This window comes from Actinophytocola sp. NPDC049390, from assembly GCF_044466355.1.
Lineage (GTDB): Bacteria > Actinomycetota > Actinomycetes > Mycobacteriales > Pseudonocardiaceae > Actinophytocola.
Map to the genome: position 1 here is coordinate 786494 of NZ_JBITMQ010000002.1, position 15175 is coordinate 801668.

Below are 15175 nucleotides of genomic sequence, written 5' to 3' on the forward strand. Positions count from 1 at the left end.
CGAGAAGCGCGCCGAATCTCCGGCTCAGGACGCTAGCGGTACAGATCGAATGCCTGGGTGATCTGTGATCTCTGTGCGTGGTCGGCGAGGAGCAGCGTCAGCAGCACCCGTGACTTGGCCGGGTCGAGGAACCCCGACTGGATGAGGCCGCGGTCGAGCAGGTCACGCTCGGAGCCCGGGTAACCGTAGGTCTGCCGCAGCACGGACCCGGCGCCGGTCCTGGTGGACAGGACGACCGGCACGCGCGCGGCCTGCTCGGCCACCACCGGCACCATCGTGGCGGGCACGTGCCCCGCGCCGAGCCCGGCGATCACGACGCCGTCGAACAGGTCGCCGGAGCGGCGCAGCAGTTCCCCGTCGTCGCCCATGGCGACCGTGATCAGGCCGACGCGGACGTCGGTGACCCGGGGGTGGGCGGGCAGGGTGAGGCCGGTGCGTGCCACGCCCCGGATGCGCGGGTCACCCTCGACGACCAGGCCGAGCGGCCCGAACCCGGGTGACACGAACGCGCCGGTGCTGCTGGTGTGGCTCTTGCGGACGAACCGGGCGCCGTGGATCTCGTCGGACATCACGACGAGCGTGCCGAGCCCGCGTGCCGCCGGGGAGAGCGCGACGCGGATCGCGGCGTACAGGTTCGCCGGACCGTCCGGGCCCGCCGAGTGCGGGTGGCGCATGGCGCCGGTGACGACGACGGGCGCGTCGCCCGGCACGGTCAGGTCGAGGAAGAACGCGGTCTCCTCGATGGTGTCGGTGCCGTGGGTGATCACCACACCGGTCGCACCCGCCGCGATCTCCTCGTGCACCCGGGTCGAGAGCGCGACCAGGTCGGCGAGCCCGAGCGACGGGCTGGGCAGCGACCGCAGCGACTCCGTCGTGATCTTCACGTCCAGCTCGGCGAGCCCCGGCACGGACGCCACCAGGTCGTCCGCGCCGAGCGCGGGCACGATCCCGCCGCTGGCGCTGGGCGCCATGGCGATGGTGCCGCCCATCGAGATGACCGCGACGTGACCCTGCGTCGATGGTTCGCTACGCAAGCTTCGCTCACTTCCGCAGCAACGCGCAGAACATGGCGTCCGTGCCGTGGCGGTGCGGCCACAGCTGCACGTACGGTCCGTCACCCAGCCCTGGCATATCCGGGAACGACTCCCGGGTGTCCAGTGCGGTCACGCCGGTGCGGCGGACCACGTCCGACACGATGCCGACGGTCTCCGACAGGTGCGGCGAGCACACCACGTACCCGACCACGCCACCCGGCCGCACCAGGTCGACGGCCGTGAGCAGCAGCTCGCGCTGCAGCTTCGTCAGCTCCCCCACGTCCGAGGGCTGCCGCCGCCACCGCGCCTCCGGGCGCCGCCGCAGCGAGCCGAGGCCGGTGCACGGCGCGTCCACGAGCACCCGGTCGAACGACCCGTTCGCCAGCCCGAGCGCCGCCGGTGACCGCCCGTCACCGACGTGCACCACCACGGGCAGGCCCTCGGTCGACTGCTCGACCAGCCGCGCCCGGTGCGGTGCCTTCTCGACCGCGTCGAGCCGCCCGCCCTCGATGGCGAGCAACGCGCCCAGCAGCGCCGACTTCCCGCCCGGCCCGGCGCACAGGTCCAGCCACCGGCTGTCCTCGCCCTCGACCTCCGGCCTGGTCAGGGCCACCGCGCACAGCTGGCTGCCCTCGTCCTGCACGGCCGCGAGCCGCTCGCGCACCGGGTCCAGCCCGGCCGGGTCACCGGCGCCCGCCGCGAGCCGCACCCCGTACGGCGAGTAGGGGGCGACGTCGCCGCCGGTCATGGCGGCGAGTTCCTCGGCGGTGATCTCGCCGGGCCGCGCGACCAGGTGCACGGCGGGCCGCTCGTTGTCGGCGGCCAGCGCGTCGGCCAGCTCGTCGCCGGTGGTGCCGAGCGAGTCGGCGAACGCGCGGGCGACCCAGCGCGGGTGCGCCTCGCGCATGGCGAGGTTGCCGATCCGGTCCTTGTCGGAGTCCGGGGCCAGCTTGTCGAGCCACTCCTCCTCGGACCGCTCCGCGACCTTGCGCAGCACGGCGTTCACGAACCCGCTGCTGCGTGACCCGTGCCCGGCACGGACCAGGTCGACGGTCGACGCGACGGCGGCGTGGGACGGGATGCGGGTGCGCAGCAGCTGGTAGACCCCCAGCCGCAACACGTCCAGCAGCGCCGGTTCGACCTTGGCGAGCGGGCGGTCCACGCAGGCCTCGAGCACCTGGTCGAGCAGGCCGATGCAGCGGCAGGCGCCGTAGGCCAGCTCGGTGGCGAGCGCCGCGTCACGGCCGGTGATCCGCCGTTCGCGCAGGATCTGCGGCAGCAGCAGGTTCGCGTACGCATCGCGGGCGCGAACCTCGCGCAGCGTGTCGAGCGCGGCCTGCCGGGCCGGGTCGTCGACGGGCGGCCTGCCGGGGCCGCCCCTCGGCTTCGGGGGGTGCGGCGTGCGAGGCCGGGAGAACCTCGCCGGGCGCCGTCGTGGTTGGGTCACTTCAGCCGCTCTCCTGGTTCGACGCGCGCGCCCCGCGCCCAGTCGGTTGCCGCCATTCTCTTCTTGCCCGGCGCCTGCACCTCGCCGAGCGCGACCGGTCCGGTCGCGGTCCCGACGAGGACCCGCCTGCGTTCGACCCGCAACTCCCCCGGAGCGAGCCGTTCGGTGTCGGTGATGGTCACCGGGCCGAGCTTGATGCGTTCACCGCGGAACTCCGCCCACGCGCCGGGGTCCGGCGTGACCGCGCGGGCGAGCCGGTCGACGCCGACCGCCGGTGCGGTGAAGTCGAGCCTGGCGTCCTCGGTGGTGATCTTCGGCGCGTAGGTCACGCCGTCGGCGGGCTGCTCCACCGCTGCCAGCGTGCCGTCCTCGATGCCGTCGAGCGTGGACTCCAGCAGCCCGGCGCCCGCCTCGGCGAGCCGGTCGAGCAGCACACCGGCGGTGTCGCCGGGCTTGACCGCCTCGGTGAGCACGCCGAACACCGGCCCGGCGTCGAGTGCCTTGACGATGCGGAACGTGCTGGCGCCGGTGATCTCGTCGCCGTGCCGCACCGCGGCCTGCACCGGCGCGGCGCCACGCCACGCGGGCAGCACCGAGAAGTGCAGGTTGACCCAGCCGTGCCGCGGGATGTCGAGCGCGGACCGCGGCAGCAGCGCCCCGTACGCGACGACCGGGCAGCAGTCGGGCGCGAGCTCACGCAGCCGGTCGAGGAACGCGGGGTCGGACGCCTTGGCCGGGGTGAGCACCTCGATGCCGTGCTCGTCGGCGAGCGCGCCGACCGGCGACCGCACGAGGTGGCGGCCACGGCCCGCTGGCGCGTCTGGCCGGGTGACGACGGCGACGACCTCGTGCCGCTCCGCCTCGATGAGTGCACGCAGGGACGGCAGCGCGACGTCCGGCGTACCCGCGAATACCAGCCGCATCTAGACGGCACCGCCGAACAGCGAGTGCGGGCTCTGTTTGATCGTCGGCAGGCCGCCGTCGAACCACTCGGCCGCGCGGATCTCCTTCATCGCCGCCTTGCGGGTGGCCGCGTCGAGCCGGTCGACGAACAGCACGCCGTCGAGGTGGTCGGTCTCGTGCTGGATGCAGCGGGCGAGCAGGTCGGTGCCCTCGACCTGCACCGGCTCGCCGTGCATGTTCCAGCCGCGCGCGACGACGTTCTTGGCGCGCACGCACTCCCAGTACAGGCCGGGGATGGACAGGCAGCCCTCCTCACCGTCCTGCTTGTCGTCGTCGACGGCGGTCCAGGTGGGGTTGACGAGGTGGCCGGCGAACCCGTCGCAGTGGTAGGTGAACACGCGCAGGCCCACACCCAGCTGGGGTGCGGCAAGACCGGCGCCCCCCTGGTCCTCCATCGTGTCCCAGAGGTCCTTGACGAGGGTGGCCAGCTCCCTGTCGAAGTCGACGACCTCGGTGGCCGGCGTGCGCAGCACGGGGTCGCCGAAGAGCCGGATGGGCTGGACGGTCACATTGCTCCGATCGGTCTCACGTGGGCGGCACACGTCAGTCTATTCAGTGCCCTGAGGACGCAACGGCGAGTGCTGTACTGGCCACTTCACCACGTGACCGACACACGCACAGCGAACCCACCACGAGGACCTGCCATCGCCGGCGACACCGACCCCGAGCTGTGGGCCCGCGCCGCGACCGGTGACCGGGCGGCGTTCGGCCAGCTGTTCGAACGGCACGTCGAAGCGGTGTGGAACCACGCGTACCGGCTGACCGCGTCGTGGAGCCAGGCCGAGGACCTCACGTCAGGCACGTTCCTGCTCGCCTGGCGCAAGTGCGCCGACCTGCGCCTGGTCCGGGACTCGGCACTGCCGTGGCTCTACACGGTCGCCGCGAACCTGGCCAGGGACGAACGACGCGGCTCGACCCGCTTCCTGCGTGCGCTGCGGCGCGTGCCGGACGCGGGTGTCGCGCCCGACCACGCGGACGAGGTGGCGCGGCGCGTCGACGGCGACGCGCGGATGGCCCGCGTCCTGTCCGCGGTGCGTTCGCTGCCCCGTGCCGAACGCGAGGCCGTCGAGTTGTGCCTGCTCGGCGAGCTGTCGACGGCCGATGCCGCGGAGCTGCTCGGAGTCGCCGAGGTCAGCGTCCGCTCCCGACTCTCCCGCGCACGGGCCCGCCTGCGCACGACACTGGAGGAACCGTCATGAACGAGTTCGACCTGCCGCCACGCGAGAGCCTTCCCGCCGACGTGCGCACCCGCATCCGCGCCACGCTGGACACCGCCACCGGTACCGGCTCCGGCGCCGTGTCCGTCGTGCCCCCGTCCGCACCACCGCGGCGGGTCCGGTCCCGGGCCCCGCTGGCTGTCGCCGCGGGCGTCGCCGCCCTCGCGATGGGCGCGGCCGTCCTCACCCAGTCGGGAACCGGCACTCCGGACGGTGACCACCGGGGCGCGGCCTCGACCGCGGGCTCCCCCCTCACGAGGTCCGAGCCGGACGCGCGCACGAACGCCGACCTGGACCACTGCGCCACGGTGGTCGCGGCGAGCCCCCGGGCCGCCGAGTTCGCACCGCGCTCCGAGTGGTCGCCGGTCTTCACCGTGACCACACCGGAGGGCGCCCGGATCACCGGGTACCGGGAGTCCGGCCAGAAGCCGATGTTCTGCGTCGTCGGCGGGAACACCGCGACGGTCTCCGACCCGACCGCGAACCCCAGGACGTTCGGGAACGTCTCCGCGACCGACTGGGTGCTGTACCAGTCGCCGTCCGGGGTGCTGGCCGGCTTCGCGCAGGTCGAGAACGGGCTGGAGTTCGCCGTCCTCGACGAGGGGCAGGACGGATCCGTCACCGTCAGGTCGGCCGCTTCGCCGGTCTTCGACGATCAGCTGTTCGTCGTGGACGTCGGCGAGCTCGGCACGGGGGACGGAGTGACGATCCTCACCCGCGACAGGAACGATCGCTGGCAGGCGGGCGGGACCTACCCGCACGACCCGTCCGCCCTGCCGCCGGTCGGCGCGACCGGCACCTTCTAGGTCACCGGCTACGTCTTCTCCCAGATCGACACGTGCTTGGTGCTCTCGGCCGTGAGCGGGGAACGGTCCCAGTCCGCCCAGCGGTGCCTGCGCCGCATTCCGGCGATGCGCGCCATGAGGTCCATCTCGGCGGGCCACGCGTACCGGAAAGGGATGCGGCGGAACCGTCCGGTGCCCTCCGGTGACACGGTGACGTGGTTGGACGTGAACTCCTGCGTGACGACGTCGTACTGGTCGAACCCGACGTACCCGCTGCCGGGATCGAGCGCGAACGGCACCGTGTCCTGTCCCGGCGGCAGGCGGCGCAGGTCCGGCAGCCCGACCTCGACGAGGAACAACCCGCCCGGCCGCAGGTGCGCGGCCGCGTTGACGAACACGTCGACCTGCCCGTCCTGGGTGGTGACGTTGCTGATCGTGTTGAACACCAGGTAGACCAGCGAGAACTCCCCGGGCACCCGGGTACCGGTCATGTCGCCGATCGTGACGTCGACCGCGTCGCCGCCCGGCTTGCCCGCGACGCGTGCGGCCATGGCCCGGCTCAGCTCGATCCCGCTGACCGGCACACCACGCGCGGCCAGCGGCGCCGCGATCCGCCCGGTGCCGACGGCGAACTCGAGTACCGGCCCGTCGGCCAGGTCCGCCAGCACGTCGACCACGGCCGCCACCGCCTCGGGTGCGTTCTCGTCGCCGGGACCGTCGTAGTCCGCGGCCACGCTTTCGGGGAACCAGCCGTCCGCCGGGTCGTCTTCGCTCACGGTCGCAGGACGCTAGTCGCGGCACGGGCGGCGGCGCACCCCGTTTTAGATCAGCTCGAGCGGGTCGAGCCGGACGCGGACGGCGTCCGGTTCCTTCCGCGCCGTGCGGGCGTGCTGGGCGGTGGCGAGAGCGGCGGCGAGGGCCCGGCCTTGCGCGCGCGTGGCGCGCACGAGCGCCCGTTCCTTCTCGGTGTTGCCGTCCCGGTCGGGCTCGCCGATCGGGACGGGCCCGAGCACCTCCCCGGACGGCGGCAGCGCCAGTTCGTCGAGGAACGCGGCGAGTGCCTTGGCGGGCCCGTCGACGGACGCCATCCGCACGGCGGGCGGGAAACCCAGCTCGGCACGCGCGGCCAGCTCCTGGCCCGCGTGCCACACGGGGTCCCACCGCACGAGCGCCTGCACCGGCGGCAACGCGGACTCGGCGAGCACCACCACGCGTCCCCCGTCCTGCCCGGGCCGCACCAGCGCGGCGGCGGTCATCCACCGCCGGAGGGTCTCCTCGGTGGCACGCAGGTCGGCGCGCCCGAGCAACGCCCACCCGTCGAGCAGCAACGCGGCCCCGTAGCCGCCGACGGCGACGGGCTCGGCGCCGGGCGTGGCGACGACGAGCGCGGCCCGTTCGTCGACCTGCCGCAGCACCTCCTTGGCCCCGGACCCGAGCACAGGCACGTCGGCGAACGCCCGCCCGAGCTCCTCCGCGGTCCGTTTGGCGCCGACGACGATGGCCCGCAACCGCCGGGAACCACAGTTGCCGCAACGGAAAGCGGTGTCGGGCACCCCGCACCACCGGCAGGTGGGCGGCCGGGCCTCGCTGCCGCTGACCGGCAGCCCCAGCGGCCCGGCACAGCGACGGCAGCGGGCGGGCCCACGGCACTGCTGGCACGCGAGCGCGGGCACGTACCCGCCACGCGGCACCTGCACGAGCACGGGCCGCCCGGCCTTGAGCGCATCCCGGGCGGCCTCGAACGCGACGGACGGGATACGCGCGGCACGGGCGGCGGGATCCCGGGCGAGCTGCTGGTCGGTCTCCCCCAGCGACGTGATCCGGGGAGCGGCCCTGCGCACCTCGTCCCGTGCCGCGACGATCTCGGGCGCCCACCCGGACTCGACGAGCAGCTGCGCCTCGGCGGTCCGCGCGAACCCGGCGACGAGCAGGGACGCGCCGCTGGCGTGGGCGCGCTGGATGAGGACGTCCCGCACGTGCGGGTAGGGCGCGTGGGGGTCGGCGTGGAGGTCGTCGCCGTCGTCCCAGACCACGAAGAGCGCGGGATCCGCGACGGGCGCGAACACGCTGGCCCGTGTCCCGACGACGATCCGCGCGGTCCCGCGTTTGACGGCGAGCCAGGCCCGGTACCGCTTGGCGGGCCCGGCGTCCGCGGACAGGGCGACGACGTTGTCCTCCCCCGCCAGCGCGACACAGGCGGCGTGCAGCCGTGCCACGTCCCGGTAGTCGGGCACGACGAGCACCGCACCCCGCCGGTTGGCGGCCGCGGTGGCGGCCAACTCGGCGAGGCGGGCGGGCCAGTCCTCCCCCGGCAGGGCCTGCCACACGGCGTGGGCCTGCCGCCCGTGCTTCAGGGCGTCGACGAAGGCGGGCCCGCGGGGATACCGCCCCCAGGCGGTGGTGTCCGGTTGCCGCGGTGGCTCGGCAAGCTCCGCGGGCGGCTCGGCCTCGACCTTGGCGTGCCGAGGCGGAATGGCGAGCCGCAGGACGTCGATCATCATGCCCGCGTACCGGTCGGCGACCGCCCGCGCGAGGGTCGCCAGGTCGGGTGTGAGCACCGGTTCGGACGAGACGACCTTGCCGATGAACTCCATCCGCCCGGAGAACTCGGACGCGGCGACCCGTTCGAGGAGGTACCCGTCGACCTGCTTGCCCGCGAACCGCAACCGCAACCGGCACCCGGGCACGGCCGCCGCGTCGAGCGTGTCGGGCACGAGGTAGTCGAAGGGCCGGTCGAGGTGGGCGAGCGGCACGTCGACGACCACCCGGGCGACCGGAAGGGTGGCCGCCGGGCGGTTCTCTCCCTTGCGCACCACGCGCCCGCCGGTCATGCCGCCTGGTCTACCAGACCCGCATGTCAAAGCTGGTCAGCGCCCCCGGCCGAGCTGTGCACGCACGGTGTTACCTCCGGACGGGACGGTGTAGGACCGCTCGCTCGATCGAGTGGTGAGTTCCCAATTCTGCGGGCCGCACCGGGAGAGTTGGCACATGGGAAGCGGGGTCGAGGGAACGACGACCAGGCACATCAGTCCGGTCGTGCTGCGGCAGGAGGTCGGGCGGCGGATTCGCCTGGCCCGGCACGCCGCCGGGCTGACGATCGTCGTGGCCGCCGCTCGGCTGGAGATCACCCGCAGCGCGCTGGGCCGGTTCGAGAAGGGCGTCGGCACGGTCACGGTGCACCTGCTGCGGTCGATGATGGACGTCTACGACCAGCGCATGGACGACGTGCTCGACATGATCCGCCAAGCACGCCAACCAGGTTGGTGGAAGCGGTACGGCATCTCCGACAAGGACTTCGTGGCGCTGGAAACGGCCGCCAGCCGGATCAGCAACTACGAGGTCACGCTCATCCCTGGACTGCTTCAGACGGCCGACTACACGCGTGCGCTGTTCAACTCGGGTCGGGAGGTCCGGCGGGAAGACTGGATCGCCAACCAGCTCGAAGTGCGGCTGATCCGGCAGGAACGGCTCACGGACGAGGAGCACCCGCTCCAACTCGATGCCGTAGTGCACGAATCAGCGCTGCGGAACGCGGCTGCTCAGCCCCCGGTGATGCTGGGACAACTGCGACACCTCACGTTGATCAACGAACTGCCCACGGTGACGCTACGGATCCTGCCTGCCTCAGCCTTCTCGTTCGAGGCCACATACGGCGGGTTCAGCGTCTTGGACTTTCCGCTGCCCGGTCAGCCCAGCATCTGCCATGCGCTTCACGCTCTCGGCGACGAGCGGCAGGACAAGTCCGAGTTCGTGGAACCGGCTAGACTTCGGTTCGCTCACCTCCGGTCGCTGGCGCTTGGTCCCGACAAGTCGATCGCACTGATCGAGCAGGTGGCCGACGAATTGTGGTCAAGCTGAGAAGGAGCGTCCACTGTGGACACCACAACCCTGCGGTGGCGCAAGAGCAGCTTCAGCGGCGGCACCGGCGGCGGCAACGACAACTGCGTCGAGATCGCCCTGACTGACGAGACCGCCGCGGTGCGGGATTCCAAGAACGCCAGCGGTCCGGTCCTCGTTCTGCCCCCGACCGCATGGTTCGCGCTACTCGCCACGACCGGCTGACGGAGGCCCGGTCAAGATCATCGAAATGGGAAGCTGACGCTCGAATGTGAGCTCATCGCTCCCATTGTGGTGATCATGGCCCGGGCTTGTCGGTCCCCGGCGGCAGACTGCGCGGCATGAGGATCGAAGGGGTGCTGCGTCGGCAGGCCGGTGTGATCAGCAGAGCCCAGGCCCTGGACGGGGGTCTGAGTTCGGCGACGATCGGTCGGCGGCTCGCGCGTAGGGTGTGGGTGCGGTTGCACCCGGGGGTGTACTTCGCGGCCGACCATCCGCTCACCGCAGAGGTGCGGGTGCGCGCCGCCCTGCTGTGGGCCGGGCCGACCGCCACCCTTCGTGGTGTCACCGCGGCCTGGTGGCACGGTCTGTGGCCCGAGCCGCCCGCCTGGGTGGAGATCGCCATCCCGCACCGCCGCCGCCTGACGGCGCGGCCGCGTGTGCGGGTTCGCCGGTGCGATCTGCGCCCGGCGGACCGGGTGAAGTTCAAGGGGTTGTGGGCGACCGGAGTGCCACTGACCGTCCTCGATGCGGCCGTCGAGTTGGGTGACCTCGGATCACAACTGCTGGATCGGGCGCTGCAGCGGCGCGTGTCAGTCGCCGACCTGTACACCGCCCACTGCCGCAACCTCGGCCGCCGTGGGTCAGCCCGCGCGGCCGAACTGCTCCGCGCCAGCCAGGACCGGGCGGCGTCGGCCGCGGAGCGGTTGCTGGTCGGGTTGGTGCGCGGCGCCGGGCTCTCCGGCTGGCGGTGCGGGTACCGGGTCGGCGGGTACGCGCTGGACCTCGCCTTTCCCGAGGCACGGCTCGCCATCGAGGTGGACGGGTGGGCCTGGCACTCGGACGTCCAGCGGTTCCGGCACGACCGGCGCAGGCAGAACGCGCTGGTACTCACCGGCTGGACCGTGCTCCGGTTCACCTGGCACGACCTGACCACGCGCCCGGACGCCGTGTCCTACGAGATCCGGCTTGCCCTCGGTGGCCCGGAGCCGGGGCACAAGATCATCGAAGTGGGAAGCTGACGCTCGCCTACGAGCGTCAGCTTCCCATTGTCGTGGTCATGGTCTTGACAGGCCCGGTCCGCCGTTTCACCGTGCTGACCGACGCCTGAACCGATCGGCCGCCTCGGCGAACAGGCTCAGGGACCGGCCTCGCGGGGCGGGTAGTACGACGCGTAGAACCGCGCCGACTCGGCGCGTTCGGCGGGTGGGGTCTCTTCGCGGATCTTGCGGTTCAACCCCGCCGGATAGCCCGCCTTCACGAGTCGCCGCTCGCAGGCGTCCTCCATGAAGGACAGCGAGAAGTACAACCCGAGCAGGTACCCCAGCGCCACCATGGAGATCCGCAGCGACCACGGTCCCGGCACGAGCAGCGCCAGCCACCACGGCAGGAACTGCACCATCACGCGCGAGAAGTGCCGCAGCACCCACGTCCGGCACGTCAGGTCGTAGAGGACCCACTCGTGGTACGCGGCGGGCAGCGAACCGGCCACCGCGTACCACAACCAGCGGAACGGGTCAGGCGCCCGCGAGCGACTTGAGTGCATCCGCGCGGTCGGTCCGCTCCCACGGCAGGTCCAGCTCGGGGCGGCCGAAGTGACCGTAGGCCGCCGTCTGGCGGTAGATCGGCCGCAGCAGGTCGAGGTCGCGGATGATCGCGGCGGGCCGCAGGTCGAAGACCTGGCTGATGGCCTGCTGGATCTTCGTCGGGTCGACCGTCTCGGTGCCGAAGGTCTCGACGAACAGGCCGACCGGAGCGGCCTTGCCGATGGCGTAGGCGACCTGGACCTCGAGGCGGGTCGCGAGGCCCGCGGCCACCGCGTTCTTGGCGACCCAGCGCATCGCGTACGCCGCGGAACGGTCCACCTTCGACGGGTCCTTGCCGGAGAACGCGCCACCACCGTGGCGGGCCATGCCGCCGTACGTGTCGACGATGATCTTGCGGCCGGTCAGGCCCGCGTCACCCATGGGGCCGCCGATGACGAAGCGACCGGTCGGGTTGACCAGCAGCCGCACGTTCTCGGTGTCCAGCTCCAGCGCGGCGATCTCCGGCTGCACGACCTGCTCGCGCACGTCGACGCCGAGCAGCTTCTCCAGGTCGACACCCTCCGCGTGCTGCGAGGACACCACCACGGTGTCCAGCCGCACGGCCTGGTCACCGGCGTACTCGATGGTGACCTGGGTCTTGCCGTCCGGGCGCAGGTACGGCAGCTGGCCGTTCTTGCGGACCTCGGTCAGCCGGCGGGACAGGCGGTGCGCCAGCGCGATCGGCAGCGGCATCAGCTCGGGCGTGTCGGTGCAGGCGTACCCGAACATCAGGCCCTGGTCACCGGCGCCCTGCTTGGCGATCTCGTCCTCGTCGCTCTCCACGCGCTTCTCGTACGCGGTGTCGACACCCTGCGCGATGTCCGGCGACTGGGAGCCGATCGCGACGTTGACACCGCACGAGTTGCCGTCGAAGCCCTTGGCCGACGAGTCGTAGCCGATGTCGAGGATGGTCTCGCGGACCAGCGACGGGATGTCGGCGTACGCCTCGGTGGTGACCTCACCGGCCACGTGGACCTGACCGGTCGTCACGAGTGTCTCGACCGCGACGCGCGACTTCGGGTCCTTCGACAGCAATGCGTCGAGTACGGCGTCGCTGATGGCGTCACAGATCTTGTCCGGATGCCCCTCGGTCACCGACTCACTGGTGAACAGCCTGCTCGCGGAACTACTCACGACGTACCCACACCCAATCTTTCCCTGTTGCCTGCCTGAAGACTATGTACTAGGTATCGAGCGAGACTCACTGATGAATCAGTTGAACGACCGCATCCCATATGTCGGACGCCATCCGCGATTTCGAGCCCAGCTCGATGGGTCGTTCCGCTCCGTCGGCCGATAGTAGCCACCCGGCGTTGTCCTCGGTCTCGAAGGCTCGTCCCTCGCCCACCGCGTTGACAACCAGCAGGTCACAGCCCTTGCGTTTGAGTTTGGCGCGTGCGTGTTCGAGCACGTCCGCGCCGCTGTCGCCGGTCTCCGCGGCGAAGCCGACGATCACCTGGCCGGGTCTGCGCGCGGCGACCAGCTCGGCCAGGATGTCCGGGTTGCGAGTCAGCGAGACTGGATCCGGGTCACGATCCGTCTTCTTGATCTTGTGGTCCACTCGCGTGGCCGGGCGGAAGTCGGCGACCGCGGCGGCCATCACCACGACGTCGGCGTTCGCCGACACCGCGTGCATGGCCTCGCGCAGTTCGAGCGCGGTGCCCGCCCGCACGACGTCAACGCCGGCGGGCTCTGGCAGGCCGACGGTGTGCGCGGACACGAGCGTGACCAGCGCGCCACGCTGGGCGGCGGTCCTGGCCAGCGCGTAGCCCTGCTTGCCCGAGGAACGGTTGCCCAGGTACCGGACCGGGTCGAGCGCCTCCCGGGTGCCGCCTGCGGACACCGCGACGCGCACGCCCTGAAGGTCACGGGGCAACGCGTCCCGCCGCGCGAGCAGCAGCCGGGCGAGGTCGACGATCTCGGCGGGGTCGGCGAGGCGGCCCTTGCCGGTGTCGGTGCCGGTCAGCCGCCCGCTCGCGGGCTCGGTGACCACCACACCGCGGGCACGCAGCGTCGCCACGTTGGCCTGCGTGGCCGCGTGCTCCCACATCTCGGTGTGCATGGCCGGGGCCATCAGCACCGGGCAGCGCGCGGTGAGCAGGGTGTTGGTGAGCAGGTCGTCGGCGATCCCGTGCGCGGCCTTGGCCAGCAGGTTCGCGGTCGCCGGGACGACCAGCACCAGGTCGGCCTCCTGGCCGATGCGGACGTGCGGCACCTCGGGGACGTCGTCGAAGACCTCGGTGTGCACCGGCTGTCCGGACAACGCCTCGAAGGTGGCGGCACCGACGAAACGCAGCGCCGCCGCGGTGGGCACGACCCTGACCGAATGCCCTGACTCGGTCAGTTGTCGCAGGACCTCGCACGCCTTGTAGGCGGCGATGCCGCCGCCCACACCCAGAACGACGCGCGAGCCCTGAGTCAGTGTCACGGCCTCGCTCCGCTCGGCGTTCGCGAGCCTGTTCCCGGCGTCTTCCCTCCTGCGCGCGAAGGCCCAGGGCTCGTTCCTCGCCGGGCCTTCGTGCTCGTCAGTCCAGACGCCGGCGGCTCGCTCACTCGCCCTCGGTGTGCTCGAGGAGGCCTGCGTGGATCTCGCGGAGCGCGATGGACAGCGGCTTCTCGCGGGGACCCGGCTCGACCAGCGGGCCGACGTACTCGAGCAGACCCTCGCCGAGCTGCGCGTAGTAGTCGTTGATCTGACGGGCGCGCTTGGCCGCGTAGATCACCAGGGCGTACTTGGAGCTGACCTTGTCGAGCAGGTCGTCGATCGGGGGGTTGGTGATGCCTTCGAGCTGCTGGCTCGACGGGTCACCCAGTGCGCCCAACTCGGTGGGGGTGATCACTCGTTGTTCTCCAACTGATGGGAGGAGGAATTGTCAAGCATCAACTTTAGCAACTGCTCAGCGGTGCTCCGCAGGTCGGTGTTGACCACGACCTCGTCGAACTCGTCCTGGGCGGCCAGCTCCTCCTTGGCGGTCCGGAGCCTGCGCGCCACGACCTCCGGTGACTCGGTGCCCCGGCCGACCAGACGTTCGACGAGTGCCTCCCAGCTGGGCGGCGAGATGAACACCAGCAGCGCCTCGGGCATGGTCTTCCGCAGGTTCCGAGCGCCCTGCAGATCGACCTCCACCAGCGCGGGCCTGCCCGCCGCGAGCCGCTCCTCGATCGGCGCCCTCGGGGTGCCGGACCGGTGCGTGCCCCGGTGGATCTCCGCCCATTCGAGCAGGGCGTCCTTCTCGATCATCCGGTCGAACTCGTCGGCCGTGACGAAGTGGTAGTCGACGCCGTCCTGCTCGCCGGGCCGCTGTTCCCTGGTCGTGGCCGACACGCTGAACCACAGGTCCGGGTAGAGCCGCCGCAGCTCGTGGACGACGCTGCTCTTGCCTACGCCGGAGGGGCCGGCCAGTACGACCAGCCGGCCCCTCCTGATGTCACTGCTCGTCACTCGCCGCTGAACTCGGCGAGCAACGCCTTGCGCTGACGGTCGCCAAGGCCGCGAAGACGACGGCTCGGGGCGATCTCAAGGCGCTCGATGATCTGCTGGGCACGCACCTTGCCGACGCCCGGCAGGGCCTCGAGCAGTGCGGTGACCTTCATCTTGCCCAGGACCTCGTCCTTGTCAGCCTGGGCGAGCACGTCCTTGAGGGTGGTGCCACCTCGCTTCAGGCGCTCCTTGAGCTCAGCTCGGGCGCGACGGGCGGCAGCCGCCTTCTCCAGCGCTGCGGCCCGCTGCTCCTCGGTCAGCTGGGGAAGGGCCACGATTTCCTCCGGGGGGTGGGGTTTTCTGCGGATCGGTGTCGCGACGTTACCGAGGTCCGCCTTCTCATGACAACGCGGGTCCACCTTAGTGCGGTGGGTAGTGCGCGACAGAGCATAGATCAACTCTGAGTAGCGAACACCCCTGGACCAGCGGTAACACCTTCACGTCAGGTGCCATGGGTCCATACTGCCCGACCTGCGCGAAGCGCTTCGACATGGTAGTGCGCAGGCTCCTTCCCGGGCCACCAGCCGCCGCCGCACGAGGGCGCGCCCGGTCGGCGCCCTGCCCCGAACCGGCGGGAAACCCCAGGTCAGGTGCGGTGACACCACG

17 protein-coding genes are annotated in these 15175 nt (G+C 71.8%); 5 read left to right on the forward strand and 12 right to left on the reverse strand.

Annotation, left to right across the window (positions count from 1 at the left end; all coding sequences use genetic code 11):
* Positions 1 to 32: 32 nt before the first annotated feature.
* From ACIBVP_RS09875 to def, 4 genes are read right to left on the reverse strand one after another with little or no spacing between them, the layout of a single operon-like run.
* Positions 33 to 1034 carry an asparaginase gene (locus ACIBVP_RS09875; protein ID WP_396105649.1) on the reverse strand — a complete coding sequence of 334 codons (1002 nt, stop codon included), beginning with the start codon at positions 1032 to 1034 and terminating at the stop codon, positions 33 to 35.
* Between the two features lie 7 nt (positions 1035 to 1041).
* Positions 1042 to 2481 carry an RsmB/NOP family class I SAM-dependent RNA methyltransferase gene (locus ACIBVP_RS09880; protein WP_396105650.1) on the reverse strand — a complete coding sequence of 480 codons (1440 nt, stop codon included), beginning with the start codon at positions 2479 to 2481 and terminating at the stop codon, positions 1042 to 1044.
* A complete protein-coding gene (fmt, locus tag ACIBVP_RS09885) occupies positions 2478 to 3404 on the reverse strand; it encodes a methionyl-tRNA formyltransferase (RefSeq protein WP_396105651.1) in 927 nt (308 codons plus the stop codon). The genes ACIBVP_RS09880 and fmt overlap by 4 nt, the downstream gene beginning before the upstream one ends.
* Positions 3405 to 3953, reverse strand: coding sequence for a peptide deformylase (def, locus tag ACIBVP_RS09890; RefSeq protein ID WP_396105652.1), 549 nt, complete (start codon positions 3951 to 3953; stop codon positions 3405 to 3407). It abuts the gene before it with no gap.
* 93 nt (positions 3954 to 4046) lie between these two features.
* Here def and ACIBVP_RS09895 point away from each other — a divergent pair, with 93 nt between their 5' ends.
* Together ACIBVP_RS09895 and ACIBVP_RS09900 are read left to right on the forward strand one after the other, a co-directional pair.
* A complete protein-coding gene (locus tag ACIBVP_RS09895) occupies positions 4047 to 4643 on the forward strand; it encodes an RNA polymerase sigma factor (protein WP_396105653.1) in 597 nt (198 codons plus the stop codon).
* Positions 4640 to 5467, forward strand: a complete 828-nt coding sequence (locus ACIBVP_RS09900) for a hypothetical protein (protein ID WP_396105654.1) — start codon at positions 4640 to 4642, stop codon at positions 5465 to 5467. The genes ACIBVP_RS09895 and ACIBVP_RS09900 overlap by 4 nt, the downstream gene beginning before the upstream one ends.
* A gap of 8 nt (positions 5468 to 5475) precedes the next feature.
* Here the strand turns inward: ACIBVP_RS09900 and ACIBVP_RS09905 are convergent, their stop codons facing one another.
* Both ACIBVP_RS09905 and ACIBVP_RS09910 read right to left on the reverse strand, forming a co-directional pair.
* Positions 5476 to 6222 carry a class I SAM-dependent DNA methyltransferase gene (locus ACIBVP_RS09905; RefSeq protein ID WP_396105655.1) on the reverse strand — a complete coding sequence of 249 codons (747 nt, stop codon included), beginning with the start codon at positions 6220 to 6222 and terminating at the stop codon, positions 5476 to 5478.
* 45 nt (positions 6223 to 6267) lie between these two features.
* Positions 6268 to 8277, reverse strand: a complete 2010-nt coding sequence (locus ACIBVP_RS09910) for a primosomal protein N' (RefSeq protein WP_396105656.1) — start codon at positions 8275 to 8277, stop codon at positions 6268 to 6270.
* 205 nt (positions 8278 to 8482) lie between these two features.
* Here ACIBVP_RS09910 and ACIBVP_RS09915 point away from each other — a divergent pair, with 205 nt between their 5' ends.
* From ACIBVP_RS09915 to ACIBVP_RS09925, 3 genes are all read left to right on the forward strand, one after another.
* Positions 8483 to 9304, forward strand: a complete 822-nt coding sequence (locus ACIBVP_RS09915) for a helix-turn-helix domain-containing protein (protein ID WP_396105657.1) — start codon at positions 8483 to 8485, stop codon at positions 9302 to 9304.
* Positions 9305 to 9319: 15 nt separating this feature from the next.
* A complete protein-coding gene (locus tag ACIBVP_RS09920) occupies positions 9320 to 9508 on the forward strand; it encodes a DUF397 domain-containing protein (protein WP_396105658.1) in 189 nt (62 codons plus the stop codon).
* 116 nt (positions 9509 to 9624) lie between these two features.
* Positions 9625 to 10524, forward strand: coding sequence for a DUF559 domain-containing protein (locus ACIBVP_RS09925; protein ID WP_396105659.1), 900 nt, complete (start codon positions 9625 to 9627; stop codon positions 10522 to 10524).
* 116 nt (positions 10525 to 10640) lie between these two features.
* On the opposite strand, the gene ACIBVP_RS09930 is transcribed toward ACIBVP_RS09925, so the two are convergent.
* From ACIBVP_RS09930 to mihF, 6 genes are all read right to left on the reverse strand, one after another.
* On the reverse strand, positions 10641 to 11048 hold the full coding sequence (locus ACIBVP_RS09930; RefSeq protein WP_396105660.1) for a DUF5313 family protein: 408 nt from the start codon (positions 11046 to 11048) through the stop codon (positions 10641 to 10643).
* A complete protein-coding gene (gene metK / locus ACIBVP_RS09935; RefSeq protein WP_396105661.1) occupies positions 11020 to 12222 on the reverse strand; it encodes a methionine adenosyltransferase in 1203 nt (400 codons plus the stop codon). Before metK ends, ACIBVP_RS09930 begins: the two co-directional genes overlap by 29 nt.
* Positions 12223 to 12289: 67 nt before the next feature.
* Positions 12290 to 13510 carry a bifunctional phosphopantothenoylcysteine decarboxylase/phosphopantothenate--cysteine ligase CoaBC gene (gene coaBC, locus ACIBVP_RS09940; protein ID WP_396105863.1) on the reverse strand — a complete coding sequence of 407 codons (1221 nt, stop codon included), beginning with the start codon at positions 13508 to 13510 and terminating at the stop codon, positions 12290 to 12292.
* A gap of 127 nt (positions 13511 to 13637) precedes the next feature.
* A complete protein-coding gene (gene rpoZ / locus ACIBVP_RS09945; RefSeq protein WP_184813077.1) occupies positions 13638 to 13928 on the reverse strand; it encodes a DNA-directed RNA polymerase subunit omega in 291 nt (96 codons plus the stop codon).
* On the reverse strand, positions 13925 to 14530 hold the full coding sequence (gene gmk, locus ACIBVP_RS09950; RefSeq protein WP_396105662.1) for a guanylate kinase: 606 nt from the start codon (positions 14528 to 14530) through the stop codon (positions 13925 to 13927). The genes rpoZ and gmk overlap by 4 nt, the downstream gene beginning before the upstream one ends.
* Positions 14527 to 14844, reverse strand: coding sequence for an integration host factor, actinobacterial type (gene mihF / locus ACIBVP_RS09955; RefSeq protein ID WP_133905065.1), 318 nt, complete (start codon positions 14842 to 14844; stop codon positions 14527 to 14529). The genes gmk and mihF overlap by 4 nt, the downstream gene beginning before the upstream one ends.
* Positions 14845 to 15175: the final 331 nt, after the last annotated feature.